The sequence below is a fragment of the Mesoflavibacter zeaxanthinifaciens DSM 18436 genome (assembly GCF_000422365.1).
GTDB lineage: Bacteria > Bacteroidota > Bacteroidia > Flavobacteriales > Flavobacteriaceae > Mesoflavibacter > Mesoflavibacter zeaxanthinifaciens.
In genome coordinates this window covers 181,028-202,020 of the sequence record NZ_KE383820.1, presented here as the reverse complement: position 1 = coordinate 202,020, position 20,993 = coordinate 181,028, and the positions used below count along the sequence as shown (strand labels likewise).

Sequence of the window (20,993 nt, the reverse complement as noted above, 5' to 3'; positions counted from 1 at the left end):
ATGACTAAGCTTGTTGAAAAAACAGAATCCTTTGTATTTGAACTTTTTAAAAATGAACTACCGGATACGATAGTTTATCACAATCATACACATACAAAGCGTGTTTTTAAAAGTACAAAAGAAATAATTGAAAATTCTGAAATTAATGTTAATGATGCTGAAATTTTGATGCTAGCAGCATTATTACACGACACTGGTTACACCAAAACTAGGGATGATCATGAAGATGAAAGTGCCAAAATTGCAGAAGATTTTCTAAAAAAAGAAGGTGCTGATCAAAAGGTAATTGATAGCGTAAAAGATTGTATAATGGCTACAAAAGTAGCTAACGAACCTAAAACTGAGCTTGATAAAATCTTACGTGATGCAGATGCGTCTCATTTTGGAAAAAAATACTTTAACGAAGCTAGTGAGTTTTTAAGAAAAGAGCTTGAGGTTAACGGTATTGCCACATTTTCTCCTAGCGAATGGCTTGACGAAAACATTAAAATGCTATCAAAAAAGCATCGATTTTATACAGATTATGCTTTAAAGAATTGGCAACCAAGAAAAGAGAAAAATCTTGCTAAGCTTATTAAAACTAAAAAGAAGCACAAAAGAAAAATTAAAAAGGAAAAAATTAAGGCAAAATATAAAGCACAATATAAAAACGAAAGCCCAGAACGAGGCATCCAAACATTTTATAGAGTTGCTTTAAGAAACCATATTAAATTAAGTGACATTGCAGATACAAAAGCTAATATTTTGCTGTCTGTAAATGCCATTATCATATCGGTAGTTTTGGCTAATTTAATTTCTAAATTAGATACTAATCCTTACCTGACTTGGCCTACAGTAATTTTTACTGTATTTAGCGTGATTTCTATGGTAATGTCGATAATAGCTACTCGTCCTAACGTTACTAGCGGAGAATTTACCAAAGAAGATGTCGCTAATAAAGAAGTAAACTTAACCTTTTTTGGTAACTTCCATAAAATGGATTTAAAAGAATACGAATGGGCTATAGAAGAGCTTTTAAAAGATAAAAACTACGTTTATAAATCCCTTACTAAAGACTTATATTTTTTAGGTAAAGTGTTAGAAAGAAAATATAGATTACTACGTATAACTTATACTGTATTTATGATAGGTATTATTACGTCTTTAATTGCTTTTGGAATTGCTGTAAAGAACAATCCTGGAACTAACATAGAAGACGTTTTAGACACAACTTCTATTATTAAAACAGATATGCTTAAAGATAAAAAATCTACTTTTTATCTTTAAGCATGTCTTTATAAGTAAAGTAAACATCTTCTGCTTTATCGTTATAAAGAATATCTACTCGTATTGCTTTTAAACCAGTAACACCTTGCAAATCATCTAACTCTAATATTTCTAAATTATTTGCTAAACGTTTTTTTGCTTGTAAAAACTTAACGTATTGTAAATATTCTTTTTCATCTTCTTTTTGAGAGTATACAATTGTTAACTTTCCTTTTTGGGTAATTCTCTCGTCAGTACCTTTTATATAAGCTTTATCTACTCGCTTTTTTACTACTTCATATCTTGCATTGTATGTACCATCTACATCAAAATGCTTTTCATCTGTTCTAAAACGAATAGATAACGGTTGATTAAACACCAATATCATTGATGCAACATCTAAAGCTTTTGGATATTGATGTTGATGGTTGTAGTATGTATTTTCCATCTCGCACATGACTTGCATTTGCCATAACCTTAGATTATAAAGATAAATTTCGTTAAAAGAACTTTCCTTTGTAATTGACTCGCCAATGTACATGTTATGTTCTACACCATCAGTTTTAAAACGCTCAAAAAAGTGAGGATACATGCTTTGAGCTTCAATTTGCTTTCTATCTATAATAGACGCCATGTTTTTGTTGATTAAGCTAATGGTATCATCAAAATTTTTGCGATAAAAATAAATAACTTTTAAAGTATCGTCTATCTTATTAAAGTAATCTTCTATATCTTCCTTTAATTGTTGTTGTTTATTTAGTTGAAATCTAAATATAGGTTCTATTTCTCTATTAAAAAACTGCGTTAATTTTTGCTCTGTATCTACTTTAAACTGTTGTTTTAAATGGTCTTCAAATTGATCTATCTTAAACTTAATTTGCTGGTAAATTATTAAATCTTCTAGCGTTGAAGCTTTTTCAATTATATTTTTTACTAGTTTAAGTTGTAATTGAAGGTCTTTTAGTGTTGCTTCATTTCTTTCTTTTGAAGATCCTTTTACATCAATTTGCCCAAATAATGGATAAACTTTATCAAAACTAATACGTTTAAAGTTTGGGTTACGTTTACCTTCTTCTTGTTCTTTTTTAAATAATCTTGCTGCTTCTTCAAACTTCCATCTTACACTTGGATGTATAGATGTGCATTCTCTTTGTATTATAGCTTCTATTTCGTTTTCTTCCTCTTCTTTTGCGCGTTTAACAGCTGTAAGTATAAAAGGCATTACGTCTATTAACTTATTTGCGTTAATACTATTTAATTCTCCTTTTTGATTAGACACTAATTCTAAAATAGCTAACAGCTGTCCATCTTCTGCTATTGGAGCAAAAATAGCACTTTCTATACCTTGCTCGTGCAAAGCTTTAAGTTGTGGCTCTTTACCTTGTGTTAATTGATACAGCTTTTCTACATCAGAGATTGTGTAATAATTTTTATCTTTTATTAACTTATCATAAGAAAACATACAAAGTGCATCTTTACAGTGTATTGTTTCTTGATGGTTTAATAAAAAACTTTTTATATTACTTTGATAGGCTTGAGTAAGCGAATTGTCTTCTTGTGTAAATATTGAAAAACCAACTTTTATATTATTACTATTAAATAGTCTTTGAAAAACATTTTCAAAATTTTCTATAAACGTCTTCTTCTCTCTTTTATTTATTTGAATCAAAGTTGATTTTATGTTTGATATAGACTGATCGTCTGTTACATCAAACATACTTGACACTACAAATCCTTTAAATTGATAACTATTTGGCGGAAATTTTTCTTTCCACAGATCTATATTATCAAAATTATCTAATAACTCTTCATAATCTGCTTTAGTAAATTCTGGAGCATCTTTTGTAGGTAAAATCTCTATAAAATCTGCATTATAAAGGACTTTATAAGTTCTTAAAATTCCATTACCATCAGGTATATCGTAATAAATAGGACGTTTAAAATTTAATTTATAGCCATAGTACATGCTTATAATTATTGTACATCCAAAAATATACAAATCATCATCTGGCATGTTTTTTATTACCAAATCAAACTCTTTTCCAGCTTCTTTAACTATATTTTTAAAACGTTGCGAAGAAGATAAAACTATGTTTTGTAATGGTATTGTTGCAAACTTTATTTCGTTTAAAGTTAAGACTTCACTAAATACATCTTGAAGTATAATTTTAACTTCTTTTTGATATTCAGAAAGTATAGAATAATCTGTAAAACCTTCTTTTAGAATCGGGTTTTGTTCTGCAATTTCTAATATAGATTTAGCTTTTTTAGCTATAATTTCATTTTCACTTTTAGACAAAGCATCGTACTGGTTTAATAATTTATTAAAACCAATTTTTACAGAAAAAGGGAAAGTAATACTTGTGTCTATAGTTTTTAGCATATAATTTTATTTGTGCAAAATTAAAAAATATTGAGGTCTTTATTATAACTTCTTATATTTTTAAACTACAAAGGTATGTACAATATTTATTGTATTACCTATACTTCTTAATATAACTAATTTAGTTGACAATATATAATAACACCTATGAGTTACCTAAATAGTACAATCTTGCAAAAGATTACTTAATTGACTGATATTAAATTAATTAATAATTGATTGTCGTTAAAAAATAAAATAACTTACAACTATTACACTTTAGTTATTATAAAAACTATAGATGTTTAATTAGTATAATAGACAATTAATGAAGAAATTAATTAGACTTTAACATCTAAAGCATCTCGTAAAGCATTACCAACAAGCATAAAAGCCATAACCAAAAACATGATGCAAAGTCCTGGTAAAATTGCCAAGTAAGGCTTACCTAAAATAATATAATTGTAATGATCTTTTATCATTGCTCCCCAACTTGACATTGGCGGTTGTGCACCAATACCTAAAAAACTAAGACCTGATTCTATTAAAATTGCTGCTGCAAAATTAGCTGCACAAATTACTATTACTGGCGCTAAAATATTGGGTAAAATATGCTTGGTTATAATCCTAAAGTCATTAAACCCTAACGCTTTTGCTGCGGTAACATATTGCATTTCTTTTGCACTAATAATTTGACCTCTTACTACTCTTGCTACTTCTACCCACATGGTTAAGCCTACTGCTATAAATACTTGCCAAAACCCTTTACCTAAAGCTAAGGTTATAGCAATTACCAATAATAATGTAGGTATTGACCATGTTACGTTAATAATCCACATAATTGCTGCGTCGATTTTACCACCATAATAACCGGCAATACTTCCCATAAAAACACCTATTACTAACGAAATAAACACAGCTACAAAACCTATAAAGAACGAAATACGTGCACCAACCAAAAGCCTACTTAATAAATCCCTTCCGTATTTATCTGTTCCTAAATAAAATGTTCTTTTTTTTATGAATTGTTTTGCGGAATTATCTGAAATAAAATTAGCCTTTATGGTTTTTGTTTGACCTTGTAATCCATCAGAAACATACTCGGTATAAGTTAGCTGATTACCTTTTAATTTATAATTTGAAATAGGTATTTCTGTGTTTGTGTTTTTCTTTCCAAAAAAAATAATATCAAACCAATTTTGATCATTATCTACTTCTGAAGGAATAGTTAGCATATCAACCGAAAAACCAGGTGATTTAGAGTGAATAGAGACATGCATTTGATTGGCATTTTGCGAACTGTCTGGCGCAAAGACATATGCAAAAACCGAGATTATACCAACCAAGCCAATGTATATCAAACTAAAAACGCCCCAAAAGTTTTTTTTAAACTTTTGAAGCGCTAGTTGAGATAATGAGCTAGAGTTTTTACTCATTGATTATTAATCTTTAATTGTAGCTACTTTATTAATACGGTAAGTACTATTTAAGTCGTCTAACACGTTTAAAGCTTCTTCTACATAAACATCTTTACTTAAATTTTCATGCCATCTTTCGCGTTTTTGCTTTAATACAGTGTCTTGTTCAAACATTTTTTGTTCGTATGGTAAAGAGTTAAATGTTAGATTGGTTTTGTAATCTGAAATAGCATCAAACTGCTTAGCTTGCTCTTCGTTAAGCTTTAACTCTTCTTTATATTTTTTATAGTTTAATGAATATGTATTATCATCCATTTGCTTTTTAGCCCATTTTGCACTTTGTTCTATAAGTTTAAGCTGTTGGTTATTTGCCATACGCTGCTTACTTTTTGAAATAGTTGCATCATAATCAAAATAACTATCCCAAACATCATAATCTACTGGGGTAATTTTATCCCATGGTAAAGGGTTTTCTTGGTCACGTTCGCCAATATCAATAAAACTGTATCTGTCTGGAACTGCTATATCGCTTTTTACACCTTCTAATTGTGTTGATCCACCGTTAATACGGTAAAACTTTTGTCTTGTTAATTTTAAAGCACCTAAATCTCCGTGTGAACTATTACGTACCATTCTGTTAAGGTCAAGTACATTTTGTACAGTACCTTTTCCGTAGGTTTGTTTACTACCAATTATAATAGCTCTTTTATAATCTTGCATTGCAGCTGCTAAAATTTCTGAAGCTGATGCAGATAACTCATTAACCATAATTACTAATGGTCCGTCCCAAGTTATACTTCTATCGGTATCTTTTAAAACTTCTTTTTGAGATCCTGTTTCTCTTACTTGAACAATTGGCCCATCTTCTATAAATAAACCAGCCATATCAACTACGGTTTTTAAAGATCCACCACCATTGTTTCTTAGGTCTAAAACTAAACCTTCGATACCTTGCTCTTTTAAACGCTCAATTTCAAGTTTTATATCTGAAGCAGCATTACGTTCTTTGTAATCATTAAAATCTACATAAAACTTTGGTAAGTTGATTACACCATAAATTCTATCGTCTTTTTTTACAATTGAAGACTTTGCGTAGGTTTCTTCTAACTCTACCAAATCTCTTGTCACTTTTATATCTTCGATGGTACCATCAACCTTTTTCATGGTTAAAACAACATCTGTTCCTTTTGGTCCTTTTATAAGTTTTATAGCATCATCAATACGCATTCCTACAATGCTTACTGCTTCTTTTTCGTCACCTTGACGTACTTTTAAAATCACATCGCCTACTTCGATTTGTCCGTCTCTCCAAGCTGGTCCACCAGAGATTAACTCGACAATCTTAATGTAATCCATTTTCTTTTGTAGTCTTGCTCCTATTCCTTCAAGTTTACCCGACATCTGTTGATCAAAACGATCTTTATCTACTGGCGCCATGTAAGATGTATGCGGATCATACTCTTCTACTATTGTGTTTACATACATTGCAAACCAATCTTTACGTTCCATATCTTCTATATAGTCTGTAAAGTAATTATCAAGCGCTTTTAAGGTTTCGTTTCTAGCCTCATCTTCAAGTTCGGTTAAAGACTTTGGTGCTTCTGTATTATCTTCTTTAGCTTCGTCATTTTCTTGTTGCTCAATTAAAGTTTCATAATTTGATAGTGTATTAAACTTTAATTGTTGTCTCCATCTTTCTTTAAGCTGTTTTTTATTTTTTGAATACTCTAAATTCTCATAATCTGCGTTATATTCTTCATCCTTAGAAAAATCAAAAGGTTTTTCTAAAATCTCTTTATAATAAGCTTTTGCTTCTTCTTGACGCTTTATTAATCGTTCGTGTACTGCGTTAAAGAATGAAATATCATAAGCTTTTAATTGGTCATCAATTTCAGTTTCGTATTTTTTAAAATCATCAATATCTGACTTCAAAAAATAACGTTTTAAAGGATCTACTTGCTCTAAATAATCTTCAAATATTTCTTTTGAAAATGCATCATCTACAGTCTTTGGCTCAAAATGAAGTTGATCTAATGCCAAAGTTATTATTTGAATTAATAATTTATCTTTATCTGGGTTATCGTCTACCTTAGTGGTAAAGCTACAAGATCCAAATGCAAGCACTAAAACTAGTAGCAAAATATTATAATTCCTTCTCATTTTCTTCTTATTTATTGGGAAATTTCTACTAAAGTAAAGAAAAAACTATGCCAATAAAATCTATTTGCACTAATTTTTTGTTAAACTGAATAAATTAGGCGGTTACAGAAGTTTTTATGTATTTTAGCAATAGGGAAAAACAAATCTAATTATGAGTAAAAAACCTTTAATTTTAGTGACTAATGATGATGGAATCACAGCTCCAGGTATTTTAGCTCTAATTGAAGTTATGGAAACTTTAGGCGATGTGGTTGTAGTTGCACCAGATAGCCCACAAAGTGGTATGGGACATGCTATTACTATTAACAACACATTACACTTAGATAAGGTCTCTAAAAAAGGTGAAAAAACACTAAAATACAGTTGTTCCGGCACACCTGCAGATTGTGTGAAAATAGCTATAAACGAGGTATTAGACCGCAAGCCAGACTTATGTGTTTCTGGGATTAATCATGGTTCAAACAGTTCTATTAATGTTATTTATTCTGGCACGATGAGTGCAGCGATTGAAGCAGGTATAGAAGGCATACCTGCAATAGGATTTTCTAATTTAAATTATAACTGGGAAGCCAATTTTGAAGCCTCTAAAAAATACGTAAAACGCATCACAAAAAACGCTTTAAAACATGGTATTGCTGAAGGTGTTATTTTGAATGTTAACATTCCTGATTTAGAAGAAAAAGACATAAAAGGCATTAAAGTATGTAGACAAGCTAGAGCCAATTGGAAAGAGAAATTTGATAAACGAAAAACACCGCAAGGAAAAGATTATTATTGGCTTACAGGAAAATTTGTAAATTACGATAATGGAAGCGATACAGATGAATGGGCTTTAAAAGAAGGTTACGTTTCTGTTGTCCCTGTACAATTTGATTTGACTGCGCACCATTACATGCAGCAACTTAATACTTGGCAATTAAACGATTAAGTTTTAATATATTTAATAAATGAAATACTATATTATTTCGGGTGAAGCTTCTGGAGATTTACATGGCTCTAACCTTATGAAATCTTTACAAAAAGTAGATGCAAATGCAGACTTTAGATTTTGGGGCGGAGATTTGATGGAAACTGTTGGAGGCACTTTAGTAAAGCACTACAAAGAATTAGCTTTTATGGGATTTGTAGAAGTAGTGATGAACTTACGCACCATTGCCAAAAACTTGTCGTTTTGTAAAAAAGATATAGAAAATTACAATCCAGACGCCATCATTTTTATTGATTATCCTGGGTTTAACCTACGTATAGCCAAATGGGCAAAAGCAAAAGGTTTTAAAACACACTATTACATCTCACCTCAAATTTGGGCTTGGAAAGAAGGCAGAATTAAAGACATAAAACGAGATGTAAATCAAATGTATGTGATCCTTCCTTTTGAAAAAGATTTTTATGAAAAGAAACATAATTTTCCTGTTCATTTTGTAGGTCATCCCTTAATTGATGCTATTTCTAACCGGACACAAATTGATGATTCAGAATTTAGAAAAACACACAATTTAAGTGATAAACCAATTATTGCATTATTACCTGGTAGCCGTAAACAAGAAATCACAAAAATGCTTTCGGTTATGCTAAGTCTTGTTAATGATTATGAAGATTATCAGTTTGTAATTGCTGGCGCACCAGGACAAGATTACGACTTCTACAAGCAGTTTATAAAACAAGACAACGTTAACTTTATAAGTAACAAAACGTATGATTTACTAAGCTTATCTACAGCTGCGTTAGTAACTTCGGGTACTGCAACTTTAGAAACAGCACTTTTTAAAGTACCTCAAGTGGTTTGCTATAAAGGAAGTTGGATTTCTTACCAAATAGGGAAACGTGTTGTAAACCTTGATTTTATAAGCTTAGTCAATCTTATTTTAGAAAAAGAAGCTGTTACTGAACTTATTCAAAATGATTTTAATAAAAAACGTCTAAAAAAAGAATTAGATCTCATTTTAGATGAATACGAGCGTACTAAGTTTTTTATTGATTATTACGATTTAGAAAAAAAATTAGGAGGAAAAGGTGCCAGTTTAAAAACAGCAACTCTTATATTTGAGTCTCTAAATGATTAGCCTTTTAATGAAAAGATCTGCTTTAATTTTATTACTACTTACCATTTTTTCTTGTGGTGGCTCTAAAAACAGACATGTTATTGTTACAAAAAAAGAGGAAGAAAAAACTACCAAAACACCAGAAATACGCAAACCTTCTACTAGAGGAACTACTAAAAAAACAACAGCTTCAACTGAAGTTATTGTAGAAGAAATTGACAATGCATTAATTGAAAAAATCATTAAAAACGCAAGCACTTACGAAGGTGTTAAATACAAATATGGTGGTACTACAAAAAAAGGAATGGATTGTTCTGGCTTGATGTACACTGCTTTTTCTGAAGAAGATATTAACTTACCTCGCACCACAAGTCAGCTATCTACTTACGGAGATTGGGTAGATTTAAAAGAAGTAAAAGAAGGCGATTTACTATTTTTTGCTACTAGAAGAAATAGCAGGCAAGTTAATCACGTTGGTTTGGTTACTTCTGCGCGTTTAGGTCGTGTAGAATTTATTCATGCTAGTACAAGTCGTGGTGTTATTAGATCTTTACTATCTGAAAAATACTGGTATTTTGCTTTTGTACAAGCGCGTCGTGTATTGTAAGATACTTTAAAAACTTAAAATATTTCTTACAACATAGAACGAATAATCAATTATTTGCTATATTAGAGAAGTGAAGCTTCTCAAATTCAGCATAGTAAGACTAACCATAGGGTTGATTTTTGGAATCCTTTTATCAGAATTCTTTCTGATAGAAATTAATTATGCATTAGTAATTCTTATCGCTAGTTTTATAATTACAACTGGAGTTTACTTCATTTTTAAAGATAAATACAACAATACAGTTTGGTTTGGTTTTTCAGCAATTTTAACTTGTATTATTTTAGGCATTTTTGTCTCTACAATCAATAAAAGTCTTTTAGAAAAATCTCATTTTTTTCATTTTAAAGAAGAAAATCAAAAACCACAATTAATAAGTTTTCAAGTTAAAGAATTTTTAAAACCAAATGCTTTTAGCGACCGTTATTATATTGAAATTTTAAAAGTAGACTATCAAAACACCAACGGTAAAGCATTATTAAATATTGAAAAAGATTCTACTACAAACACATTAAAAGTTGATAATATTTACACAACTAAAACCGAAATATATGATATAAAATCTCCTTTAAATCCTGATCAATTTAGCTATAAAAACTATCTAAAAAATCAACAGGTTTTTTATCAATTATACAGTAAAGATTCAGAGCTTTTCCTTTTAAAGAATAACACAAATACACTACGCGGTCACGCCTCCAATTTTAGAAACCTTATCAATAAGAAGCTAAAAAACTACAATTTTACTAAAGACGAACTATCTATAATTAATGCTCTAATTTTAGGACAACGTCAAGGTATTGACAAAGATCTTTACGATAGTTACACCAATGCTGGTGCTATACATATTTTGGCAGTTTCTGGTTTACATGTTGGTATTATTTTACTCATTTTAAGTTTTGTTTTAAAACCTTTAGAACGCATTAAACATGGCTATTTTATAAAAACAATTGTCATTTTGTTGCTACTGTGGAGTTATGCCATAATTGCGGGTAGTTCTGCTTCAATTGTTCGTGCCACAACTATGTTTAGCATTGTTGCTATTGGTTTAAATTTAAAACGAACATCAAATATTTACAACACACTAGCGACTTCAATTTTTGTCCTTTTATTAATTAAACCTAGCTTCATTTTTGATGTAGGTTTTCAATTAAGTTATGCAGCTGTATTTTCAATAGTCAGTATTCAACCTATTATAGAACCATTAGTAAAACCAAAAAACAAATTACTTAACTTACTTTGGAAAACACTTACAGTTACCGTATCTGCACAATTTGGAATCATACCAATTAGCCTGTATTATTTTCATCAATTTCCTAGCTTGTTTTGGTTATCAAACTTGGTGGTTATTCCTGTTTTAGGGATTATATTAGGCTTAGGTCTATTAGTTATTACGCTAGCTTTGATTGATTTGTTACCTGAGTTTTTAGCCGATATTTTTTCTTTTGTTATAAGAATGATGAACACTTTTTTTGAATGGATTGCACGACAAGAAAGCTTTTTATTTCAAGACATTTCTTTCAATATATTTCAGGTGATTTTAAGTTATATACTGATTTTTACGTTGTATCAATTTTATTTAAACCGAAAAGCGAAATGGATATTCTATTCGTTAGCATTAATTATTGGTTTTCAAGCAAATTTCATCTTTAATACAAGTCAAAATAAAGGTGAAAGTTTGTATGTATTTCACAAAAGTAAATACACAATCATTGGTAAAAAAGTTGATAAAAAGCTTCAATTGTATTCTAATTTTGAAAGTGTTGAAACAAATACAATCTCAAGAACTTTTGCTGTAAAAAATAATTTAACCATTGAAAGACCAAAACCTATACAGCCTATTTTCAATATAAAAAACAAAACACTTTTAGTTGTTGATAGTTTAGGCGTATATCAAGTAAAAAAATTAAAAATTGATTATGCTTTACTTACGCAATCGCCAAAAATTAACTTAAATCGATTAATAGACAGCATACAGCCTAAAGCTATTATAGCAGATGGAAGTAATTATAAATCTTATATTTTACGTTGGAAAACTACTTGTTTAAAACAAAAAATCCCGTTTTACCAAACAGGAAAAACGGGAGCTTTTATAATTGATTAAATACTTTTATTTTTTGAACTGGAATTTAAAATTCTCATAATATGCGTTAAAATCTTCTTGAGTTTTCATTTCCTTATGATCGTTCTGTGCAAACATTTTTAAGTATAATTCTAAGCCTTGAGCATCTTTATATCCTACAATTGGAGCTAACACATTAGATTGTTCATCTAAAAACACTAAGGTAGGAAATGCTCTTATACCAAAAACACGAGATAACTGATGATTAGCGTTTCTTGTTTTTGCTTTTGCAGGATCATAACCAGGATTAGAATATGTTTTTCCTTTATAAGTTACCTCTTCATCTCCTTGAGCATTAAATTTGACTGCGTAGTAATATTTGTTAATATACTTTACAACGTCTTCATTTTTAAATGTGTTACGATCTAGCATTTTGCATGGTCCACACCAAACAGTGTAGGCATCTATAAATATTTTTTTAGGAGAAGTTTTTTGTGCCTCTAAAGCCTCTTCTAAAGACATCCAATTAATTTCTTGTGCGGTAATATTTAATGCAAAAAGCATTGTAAAGGCTATAAAAAATGTTTTCATATATATTGTTTTTTATTGTAGTCGCAAAATGTATTCCAAATTTACAAAAAATAAAAGCGCCTCTAAATTGAGACGCTTTTTTTATATTAATTACTTATAATTATTTTACACCGTGCATCATTCGCTTCATCATTGGATTAATAACAACCAATATAACAGCTGCTGCGATAGGAATTACTGTAAATATTAAAAAGAATGTTGACAGTCCATACTCTTCAGAAATTTGATCTATATAACTTCCTGTAATACCTCCTAAAAAGTTTGCTATAAAGTTTGCTATAAACCATATACCAAACATCAATCCAACTAATTTTAAAGGAGCTAACTTACTTACATAAGACAAACCTACTGGCGAAATACATAACTCTCCCAACGTATGAAATAAATAAGCTACAACTAAAAACATTAAGCTTACTGAAGCTGATTTTGCTCCTTCAGGAATTGCGGATGCTCCATAAGATAAAACAGCAAAACCAATACCTAACAATACTAAACCTAGTGCAAATTTTATAGGTCCTGATGGATTAAATTTACTTTCCCAAACCTTTGAAAACAATGGAGCAAATAATATAATGAATAATGAGTTTAAAACTGAAAACCAAGATGCTGGCACTTCTGTTGCATCAGAAGAGAATTCTTTTTTAAGCATCCAAATTACAATCCCCCAAATAATTAAAAAGCTTAAACCTAGCCACACATTAGACATAGAATATTTTCCGAAAGTTTGTTTAAATAGCATTATTAATACCCATGTTATTACTACCATTGGTACTAATGTAATAATTGTATTTACAATTTTAAATGTATTTGCAGCGCTACCTTCTAAAGCTCTATCTGTATAATCTGCTGCAAAAATAGTCATTGATCCTCCTGCTTGTTCAAATGCCCACCAGAAGAAGATTGTAAATACAGCAAAAATTCCAATAACTGTAATTCTATCTCTTACCACTTTAGAGTTTTCAGCTTCATCTGCCACATCTTCTATATTTTCACCTATTTCTTCAAAGGTATCTTCTACAGAGTCATCTAAATCTTGAGTTTGTTTAGGAGACAAACCTATGTTTCCAAATATTGATTGTGCAAAATAAAATTGTAACATTCCTAAGAACATAAATATCCCAGCTAATCCAAAACCATAGTGCCATCCAACTTTTTCACCAATATAACCACATAATAAAATTCCTAAAAATGCACCTGCATTAATACCCATGTAAAAAATAGTATATCCTGCATCTTTTTCTTTACCATTTCCTTTATATAATTGACCTACTATAGAAGAAATATTTGGTTTAAATAACCCATTACCTAATATTAAACATAATAAACCTAAATAGAAAAATATATTAGACATACCTTCTAAAGCCATACTTGCATGACCTAACGTCATTATAAATGCACCAAGGACAACTGCTTTTCTATATCCAAAAATTTTATCTGCTAAAAAACCTCCAATAATTGGCGTTAAATAAACTAATCCAGTATACCATGCATATAATACTAACGCATCACTTCTTTCCCAGCCCCAACCTTCTTCTAGTAATGATGACACTAAAAAAAGCACTAAAAGCGCACGCATTCCGTAGTAAGAAAAACGTTCCCACATTTCAGTAAAAAACAAGACAAATAGCCCTGAAGGATGACCTAAAACAGTCTTTTGATTGGTTTCTGAACCTCCAAATTTAAATTCCATAATGTATAATTTAGTTAGTTTTTATTTAAAGTTTATCGCCTAATGTACGATTTATAAAGTTTGTCATTTTAGTATATAACTGTAATCTTGTATTACCGCCATAAATACCATGATTTTTATCAGGGTAAATCATTAATTCAAACTGTTTGTTTGCTTGCACTAACGCTTCTACCATACGCATTGTATTTTGTACATGTACGTTATCGTCTCCTGATCCATGAATTAATAAAAAGTCGCCTTTTAATTTATCAACATGATTAATTGGTGAGTTTTCGTCATAACCACTTGGGTTTTCTTGTGGTGTTGTCATGTAACGTTCTGTATAAATAGAGTCGTAATAACGCCAGCTAGTTACTGGTGCTACTGCTATTGCCATTTTAAAGACATCATTACCTTTAAATAAGGCGTTACTTGACATAAAACCACCATAAGACCAGCCCCAAATTCCTATTCTTGACGCATCAATATAATTTCTTTGACCTAATAATTTTGCAGCGTCTATTTGGTCTTCAACTTCGTATTTTCCTAATTCCTTTTGAGTTACTTTTTTAAAATCTGCTCCTTTTAATCCTGTTCCTCTTCCGTCAACACATGCAACAATATAACCTTGCTGAGCTAATAGTTGATACCAATAATCGTTAGCACTGTTCCAACGGTTAGCTACTTGTTGAGATCCTGGTCCTGAATATTGAAACATGAACAATGGATATTGTTTTGAAGCATCAAAATTTGCAGGTTTAATCATCCACATGTTAAGGTCGTTTCCATTTACATTTATTGTAGAAAATTCTTTTTCTGATAATTGATAATCTGCTAATTGATTTTTTAAATCGCTATTATCTTTTATAGCTTTTAAAACCTTACCAGATTTTGCATCATTTAAAGTATATAAATATGGCGTTGAAGCATTTGAAAAGGTATTGATAAAATAAGTGAAATCTGCACTAAAATCTGCATTGTTTGTTCCCGTTTTATCTGTTAATCTTTGCTTTTTAGTTCCGTTTAATTTTATAGCATAAACATCTCTGTTAACACTTCCGTTTTCTACAGATTGGTAAAAAATTCTACCAGTTTTATTATCATAACCGTAGTAACTGGTTACTTCCCAATTTCCTTTGGTAACTTGGTTGATTAACTTTCCGTTTTTATCATAGTGATAAATGTGATTATATCCATCTTTTTCGCTTGTCCAAATAAAACTATCATCTTCTAAAAATGTTAAATCGAAAGTCACATCTATGTATGCTTTATCCGTTTCAGCTAAAACAATTTCAGCTTGATTTTTCTTTGCATTGATAAACCAAAGATCTAATTCGTTTTGGTGACGATTCATGTATTGCGCACTTAAAACATCTGGATTGTTGGTCCATTTAATACGTGGAATATAAAAATCGTTATAAGCTTTATCTACTTTAACTTCTTCTGCTTTATTTATTTTTAAATCATAAATATGAAGCGACACTTCTGCGTTTTTCTCTCCTGCTTTAGGGTATTTAAACACCGATTGTGTTGGGTATAAATCTTGACCATAAACATCCATCGAAAATTCTGGAACATCAGTTTCATCAAATCTGATAAATGCTATTTTGTTGCTATCTGCATTCCAATCGAAAGCGCGAACAAAACTAAATTCTTCTTCATAAACCCAATCGGTAATTCCGTTGATGATTTTATTTTTTTCGCCATCTGTAGTAAACTGAGTAATTTTACCAGAATTTAAATCTTTAACATACAAGTTGTTGTTTAAACCAAAAGCTATTTTTGTTCCGTCTGGAGAAAATGTTGGCTCTTGTATTTTGTCTTCGGTTACTAAAGTTGTTTTTCCTGTTTCTGCATCAAAAACAAAATATTTACCTAAAGTAGATCGTCTAAAAATAGACTCTTCTTCTGTAGCTAAAAGCACTTTGCTTTCATCTTCACTAAACGTATAATCTGTAAAGTAAGGTATAGCATCTATATCTGCAGAACTTACTAAAGTTTTAGTCTTCTCTAACGTTTTATAATCGTAAATATCTATAGTTGTTGCACGATTGGCTCTATCAAAATTTAAAACGGAATATTGTTGACCGTTTTTCATAGAGTGTAACGCTTGTAAACCTTCTGTTCTAAAGGTACCGTTCCAAATCTCTTCTAATGTAATTTGCTTGTTTTGAGCGGTTAAAGCAGATGTTGCTAAAACTAAAAAAAGGGAAAGAATTTTGAATATTTTCATCTAAAATTAAATATTTAATAAAAGGATGTCAAGTTTACTAAAAATTAGCCAAAAAACCGTAAATATTAACAGTAAATTCAACTTAAAACATCATTACAAATATCATTTAAATCAAATTTTACACCAAACTTAAAATGTTAACTTCAGTGTAGTATCTTTGCATTTCTAAATTTAATTACATGGCAGCATTAGTTTCTGGATTTTCTAAACTATCAAAAACCGAAAAAATTGATTGGTTAGTAACTCATCATTTTTCTAAAAACGACTCTATTAAACAAGCTTTAAAGCAATATTGGAACTCTGACGAAAAACTTCAACAGTTACACGACGAGTTTATAGAAAACACCATAACTAACTTTTACTTACCTTTTGGCGTTGCTCCTAATTTTGTGATTAACGACAAAATTTACACTATTCCTATGGCTATCGAGGAAAGCTCTGTAGTCGCAGCTGCAAGTAAAGCTGCAAAATTTTGGCAAACGCGTGGCGGATTTAAAACGAAGGTGATTAGCACAACAAAAATTGGCCAAGTTCATTTTATGTATCAAGGTAAAAAGGAAGCTTTAACCTCTTTTTTTGATGAAATAAAGTCGAAATTAATTACAGATGCCAAGCCAATTACCAAAAACATGGAAAAACGTGGTGGCGGTATTTTAGACATTCAACTTATAGATAAAACTACAGATTTAGATAATTACTACCAATTGCATGCAACTTTTGAAACGCTAGATGCAATGGGTGCAAACTTTATTAATTCGTGTTTAGAGCAATTTGCAAAAACATTTAAAGCTGAAGCTGAAACACAACTTGCAGAGCCTGTAGAGATTGTGATGAGTATTTTATCTAATTACGTACCTGAATGTTTAGTTAGAGCTGAAGTAAGTTGCAAAGTTGAAGATTTGGCCGAAAAAGATATTGACCCAAATACATTTGCCGAAAAGTTTGTACAAGCTGTAAAGATTGCCGAAATCGAACCTTACCGAGCTGTAACACACAACAAAGGTATAATGAATGGTATTGATGCTGTTGTTTTGGCTACTGGTAACGATTTTAGAGCTGTAGAAGCCGGTGTACATGCTTACGCATCAAAAAATGGACAATATTCTAGTTTAACACATGCTAAAGTTGAAAATGGTGTGTTTACTTTTTGGATGGAAATCCCGTTAGCTTTAGGTACTGTTGGCGGATTAACAAGTTTACATCCTTTAGTAAAATTAGCTTTAAATCTACTAGATCATCCTACAGCAAAGCAATTAATGCAAATTGTAGCAGTTGCTGGTTTAGCACAAAACTTTGCTGCTTTAAGAAGCTTGACAACTACAGGTATTCAAGAAGGACACATGAAAATGCATTTAATGAATATTTTAAATCAATTTGAAGCTACACCACAAGAAAAAGAAACTATTGTCGATCATTTTAAAAACAATACTGTTTCTCATAGCGCTGTTGTAGAACAGATTGAAAAATTAAGAGGATAAATGAAAACCTATTACAGTCACGGAAAATTATTACTAACCGCAGAATATGTGGTGCTTGATGGAGCAAAAGCATTAGCTATTCCTACTGTATTTGGACAATCACTTCATGTTGAAAAAGAAACAATAAACAAACTGACCTGGAACAGCTTAGACCATAATCAAAACGTTTGGTTTAGTGCAAAATTTTCATTTCAAGATAAATCTGTTTCAATTGAAAACACAACTAATCCTGAAATCTCAGATCGTTTATTACAAATTATAACAGCTGTAAAACAATTAAACCCTAATTTTTTAATAGATGAAGGTTTTAAAGTTTCAACTGTATTAGAATTTCCTAAAAATTGGGGATTAGGCACATCTTCAACTTTAATTAATAATATTGCTAACTGGGCTAATGTTGATGCTTATAAATTACTAGAATTAACGTTTGGCGGTAGTGGTTACGACATTGCGTGTGCACAAGAAGACCTAGCCTTAACTTATCAATTAAATGATAAAAAAAGAGTTATTGAAACTTTAAATTTTAATCCTAATTTTAAAAATAATCTATATTTTGTTCACTTAAATAAAAAACAAAATAGTAGAGATGGTATTGCACATTACAAAGCTAATAGAAACAATTTAGAAGCAACCATTGCTGCAATAAATGCAATTACAGAACAAATTATGATTTGTGAGACTTTAGAGAAGTTTCAATCGTTAATAGACCAACATGAACAGATTATTGCTTCTGTAACCAATCAAACACCTATAAAGCAATTACTTTTTGAAAATTTTGGAGGAAGTATAAAAAGTCTTGGTGCTTGGGGCGGAGATTTTGTTTTGGTGGCTTCCAAAAGTAATCCAACTGAGTATTTTAAAAGCAAAGGGTTTGACACCATTTTAAGTTATACTGATATGGTTTTATAGTTTTCATTTAAAGCTGAAAACAAACACAATAAAAAAAGCCTCTTGAAAATCAAGAGGCTTTTTTATAGTATTTTATTTAAAAATTACTGTACTGTATTAGCACGGTTATCTTCAATTTCAGCAGCTTCTTTTAAAGCATTGTACAATCTGTTTTGTACAGAATTTAATTTTTGTGTACTTACTTGATTTGCAAAAGGCTGATAGTTTTCTAACTCTGTTGCTGGTGTCTTTTTAGTTGTTTGTACCATAAATACACCTGTATTTCCTTTTACTAAACCAGAAGTTTCTCCTTCATTTAATCCAAATGCTGTACCAACAACCATTGGCTCGTTACCAGCACCAGAAATTGTTGGGTTTTTCATGTTGATAGCTACAGAGCTTCTTACATTTTGATTTTCTGCTTTTGCAAACTCTTCTAAAGTAGTTGCGCTTACTCTATCCATGATTAACTTAGCTTTCTTTTCTTTTCTAATCTCTGGTAAAGCTGTTACAGACGCATCTTCTACGCTCATTAACCCTGCTTCAGATTTTGAAGTTAATTGTGCAATAACTATACCTCCAGAAACTGTAAAACGTTTGTAGTCTCCTACATCTGTACCTTCTTCAAAAGCCCAACGTACAATTTGTCTTTGGTTACCTATACCAGGAATACTTTCGTCTAATTCTTTAGCTGTCATTGGTCTTACATCATAACTAGACTCTTTAGCTAATGTTGCAAATTCTGCATTTTCTAAGTTTACTTCAAAAGTAGATGCATCTCTAAATATTTTGTCGTTAGTATCTTCTGATGGTTCAATTTTTCTAGCTATAGTTGCTACTTTCACCATATCTGAAGATCCTTTTTGACCTTCAACTTCAATGATATGTAATCCAAATGCAGTTTCTACTACACCTAAATCTCCTGTTTTACCTTCAAAAGCAAAGTCTCTAAATTCTGGCACCATTCTGTCGTAAGCAAACCAATCGTAACGACCTTCGTTGTTTACACTTCCTTGGTCTGTAGAATATTCTGTAACAAACTCAGAGAATTTAGATTTATCTGATTTTAAAACTGTTAATAAACTATCTGCTAAAGCTTCTGCTTCTGCTTTTGGTTTAGCATCTGCTGGTGCTCTTGAAGCTCCTATAAATGGTATTAAAATGTGTCTTGTTTTTGCTGAGTCTGGTAAAGTAGTTCTATCTACTAGTTTTGATAATTTATAGTAGTTACCTTCTTTGTATGGTCCATAGATAAAGCCAATCTCTTGATTAAAAATTGTATCTGCAATAGTTTCTGGTAAAGCAGACTTCTTTAAAAATCTATCGTTATATTTTATATCGTCAGAATTTGCATTAACAAAATCTTCTACATCTTTTGTATTTATAAAACCTATTTCTGTACGTTTTTTGTCTTCTGCATTTTCATCGTAAACTTCTCTATCGTTTAATAATTCTTTTAAACTATTTTGGATATTCTTTTCGTCTTCAGCAGATGCTTCTTCTTTAAAGAATACATATTGAAAACTTCTACTAGCTTCTGTCTCGTAAGATTTTTTATGCTTAGAAATGTAATCTTTAATTTCAGATTTTGATACTTTAACAGTACTATCTGCTATAGAACTGTAAGGTACTTGTACATATTTAATATCTACTTTATCATTAGCTAATTTATGATCTAACTCTCCTTCTGCTAAAGTTGCAGTTGCACCAGCTTTAACCATGTTAAAGTAATCTGTTTGTAATGCTCCTACTGCTAATTGCTGCTCATAATTTACCCAGTTTTGGTATGCTTGAGCTGATGTAGATTTTAAGTTATCTATGTAAACTTTTAATTTAGACTCATCAAATATACCTGCTTCATTTAAAAATTCTGGGCTTGTAGATAGTGCATTTTTTAAAATATCTCTCATTTGATCAGTTTCGATAGATAGTCCTAACTTTTCAAACTGACCTTCCATAACAGCTTCTCTAACTTTAGCATCAAATACACGGTTCATTACCTGAGTTGAAGTTGCGTTTGCACCCATTTGTTGTTGTTGCTGTTCTACAAGACTCATAAACTCTACTCTGCTTATGTCTTTACCGTTAATGGTTGCAACTACGTCTTGAGATTTACCAAATAATGCATCTTTGTTATCAAATAAACTTGATAAAATAAATGCGAATAAGGCTAACGCGATAACCAAAATTAATACAACTGTTTTCTGTCTTATTTTATTTAAAATTGCCATTTTCTATGATAAA

Annotated in this window: 14 protein-coding genes; 7 read left to right on the top strand and 7 right to left on the bottom strand. The window is 30.6% G+C overall.

The features are described from left to right. The gene (locus H574_RS0113005; protein WP_027880998.1) at positions 1-1,266 is read left to right on the top strand and encodes a Pycsar system effector family protein; all 1,266 of its coding nucleotides are present in this window, start codon (positions 1-3) and stop codon (positions 1,264-1,266) included. On the opposite strand, the gene H574_RS0113000 is transcribed toward H574_RS0113005, so the two are convergent. From H574_RS0113000 to H574_RS0112990, 3 genes are all read right to left on the bottom strand, one after another. Beyond that, the gene (locus tag H574_RS0113000) at positions 1,250-3,628 is read right to left on the bottom strand and encodes a hypothetical protein (protein WP_027880997.1); all 2,379 of its coding nucleotides are present in this window, start codon (positions 3,626-3,628) and stop codon (positions 1,250-1,252) included. The genes H574_RS0113005 and H574_RS0113000 overlap by 17 nt on opposite strands. Before the next feature lie 320 nt (positions 3,629-3,948). Then, positions 3,949-5,043 carry an ABC transporter permease gene (locus H574_RS0112995; RefSeq protein WP_027880996.1) on the bottom strand — a complete coding sequence of 365 codons (1,095 nt, stop codon included), beginning with the start codon at positions 5,041-5,043 and terminating at the stop codon, positions 3,949-3,951. A 6-nt stretch (positions 5,044-5,049) separates the two neighbouring features. Then, positions 5,050-7,185 (bottom strand): carboxy terminal-processing peptidase, encoded by a 2,136-nt coding sequence (locus H574_RS0112990; protein WP_027880995.1) that lies wholly within the window; start codon positions 7,183-7,185, stop codon positions 5,050-5,052. Between the two features lie 151 nt (positions 7,186-7,336). On the opposite strand from H574_RS0112990, the gene surE reads away from it, so the two are divergent. From surE to H574_RS0112970, 4 genes are all read left to right on the top strand, one after another. Next, positions 7,337-8,113: a 5'/3'-nucleotidase SurE gene (gene surE / locus H574_RS0112985; protein ID WP_027880994.1), complete on the top strand. Its 777-nt coding sequence runs from the start codon at positions 7,337-7,339 to the stop codon at positions 8,111-8,113. Between the two features lie 19 nt (positions 8,114-8,132). Next, positions 8,133-9,248, top strand: coding sequence for a lipid-A-disaccharide synthase (gene lpxB, locus H574_RS0112980; protein WP_027880993.1), 1,116 nt, complete (start codon positions 8,133-8,135; stop codon positions 9,246-9,248). A gap of 7 nt (positions 9,249-9,255) precedes the next feature. After that, positions 9,256-9,834: a C40 family peptidase gene (locus H574_RS0112975; protein ID WP_027880992.1), complete on the top strand. Its 579-nt coding sequence runs from the start codon at positions 9,256-9,258 to the stop codon at positions 9,832-9,834. 70 nt (positions 9,835-9,904) lie between these two features. Next, positions 9,905-11,932, top strand: coding sequence for a ComEC/Rec2 family competence protein (locus H574_RS0112970; RefSeq protein ID WP_027880991.1), 2,028 nt, complete (start codon positions 9,905-9,907; stop codon positions 11,930-11,932). A gap of 6 nt (positions 11,933-11,938) precedes the next feature. Here H574_RS0112970 and H574_RS0112965 read toward each other — a convergent pair whose 3' ends face one another. From H574_RS0112965 to H574_RS0112955, 3 genes are all read right to left on the bottom strand, one after another. After that, positions 11,939-12,481, bottom strand: a complete 543-nt coding sequence (locus tag H574_RS0112965; protein ID WP_027880990.1) for a thioredoxin family protein — start codon at positions 12,479-12,481, stop codon at positions 11,939-11,941. Positions 12,482-12,581: 100 nt separating this feature from the next. Further along, positions 12,582-14,171 carry a peptide MFS transporter gene (locus H574_RS0112960; protein WP_027880989.1) on the bottom strand — a complete coding sequence of 530 codons (1,590 nt, stop codon included), beginning with the start codon at positions 14,169-14,171 and terminating at the stop codon, positions 12,582-12,584. 25 nt (positions 14,172-14,196) lie between these two features. Beyond that, positions 14,197-16,383, bottom strand: coding sequence for a S9 family peptidase (locus H574_RS0112955; RefSeq protein ID WP_027880988.1), 2,187 nt, complete (start codon positions 16,381-16,383; stop codon positions 14,197-14,199). Positions 16,384-16,562: 179 nt separating this feature from the next. Here H574_RS0112955 and H574_RS0112950 point away from each other — a divergent pair, with 179 nt between their 5' ends. Next, on the top strand, positions 16,563-17,861 hold the full coding sequence (locus tag H574_RS0112950; RefSeq protein WP_027880987.1) for a hydroxymethylglutaryl-CoA reductase, degradative: 1,299 nt from the start codon (positions 16,563-16,565) through the stop codon (positions 17,859-17,861). After that, a complete protein-coding gene (locus H574_RS0112945) occupies positions 17,862-18,770 on the top strand; it encodes a GYDIA family GHMP kinase (protein ID WP_027880986.1) in 909 nt (302 codons plus the stop codon). It begins immediately after the preceding gene. A gap of 83 nt (positions 18,771-18,853) precedes the next feature. On the opposite strand, the gene H574_RS0112940 is transcribed toward H574_RS0112945, so the two are convergent. Then, a complete protein-coding gene (locus H574_RS0112940; RefSeq protein ID WP_027880985.1) occupies positions 18,854-20,980 on the bottom strand; it encodes a peptidylprolyl isomerase in 2,127 nt (708 codons plus the stop codon). Positions 20,981-20,993 lie beyond the last annotated feature (13 nt).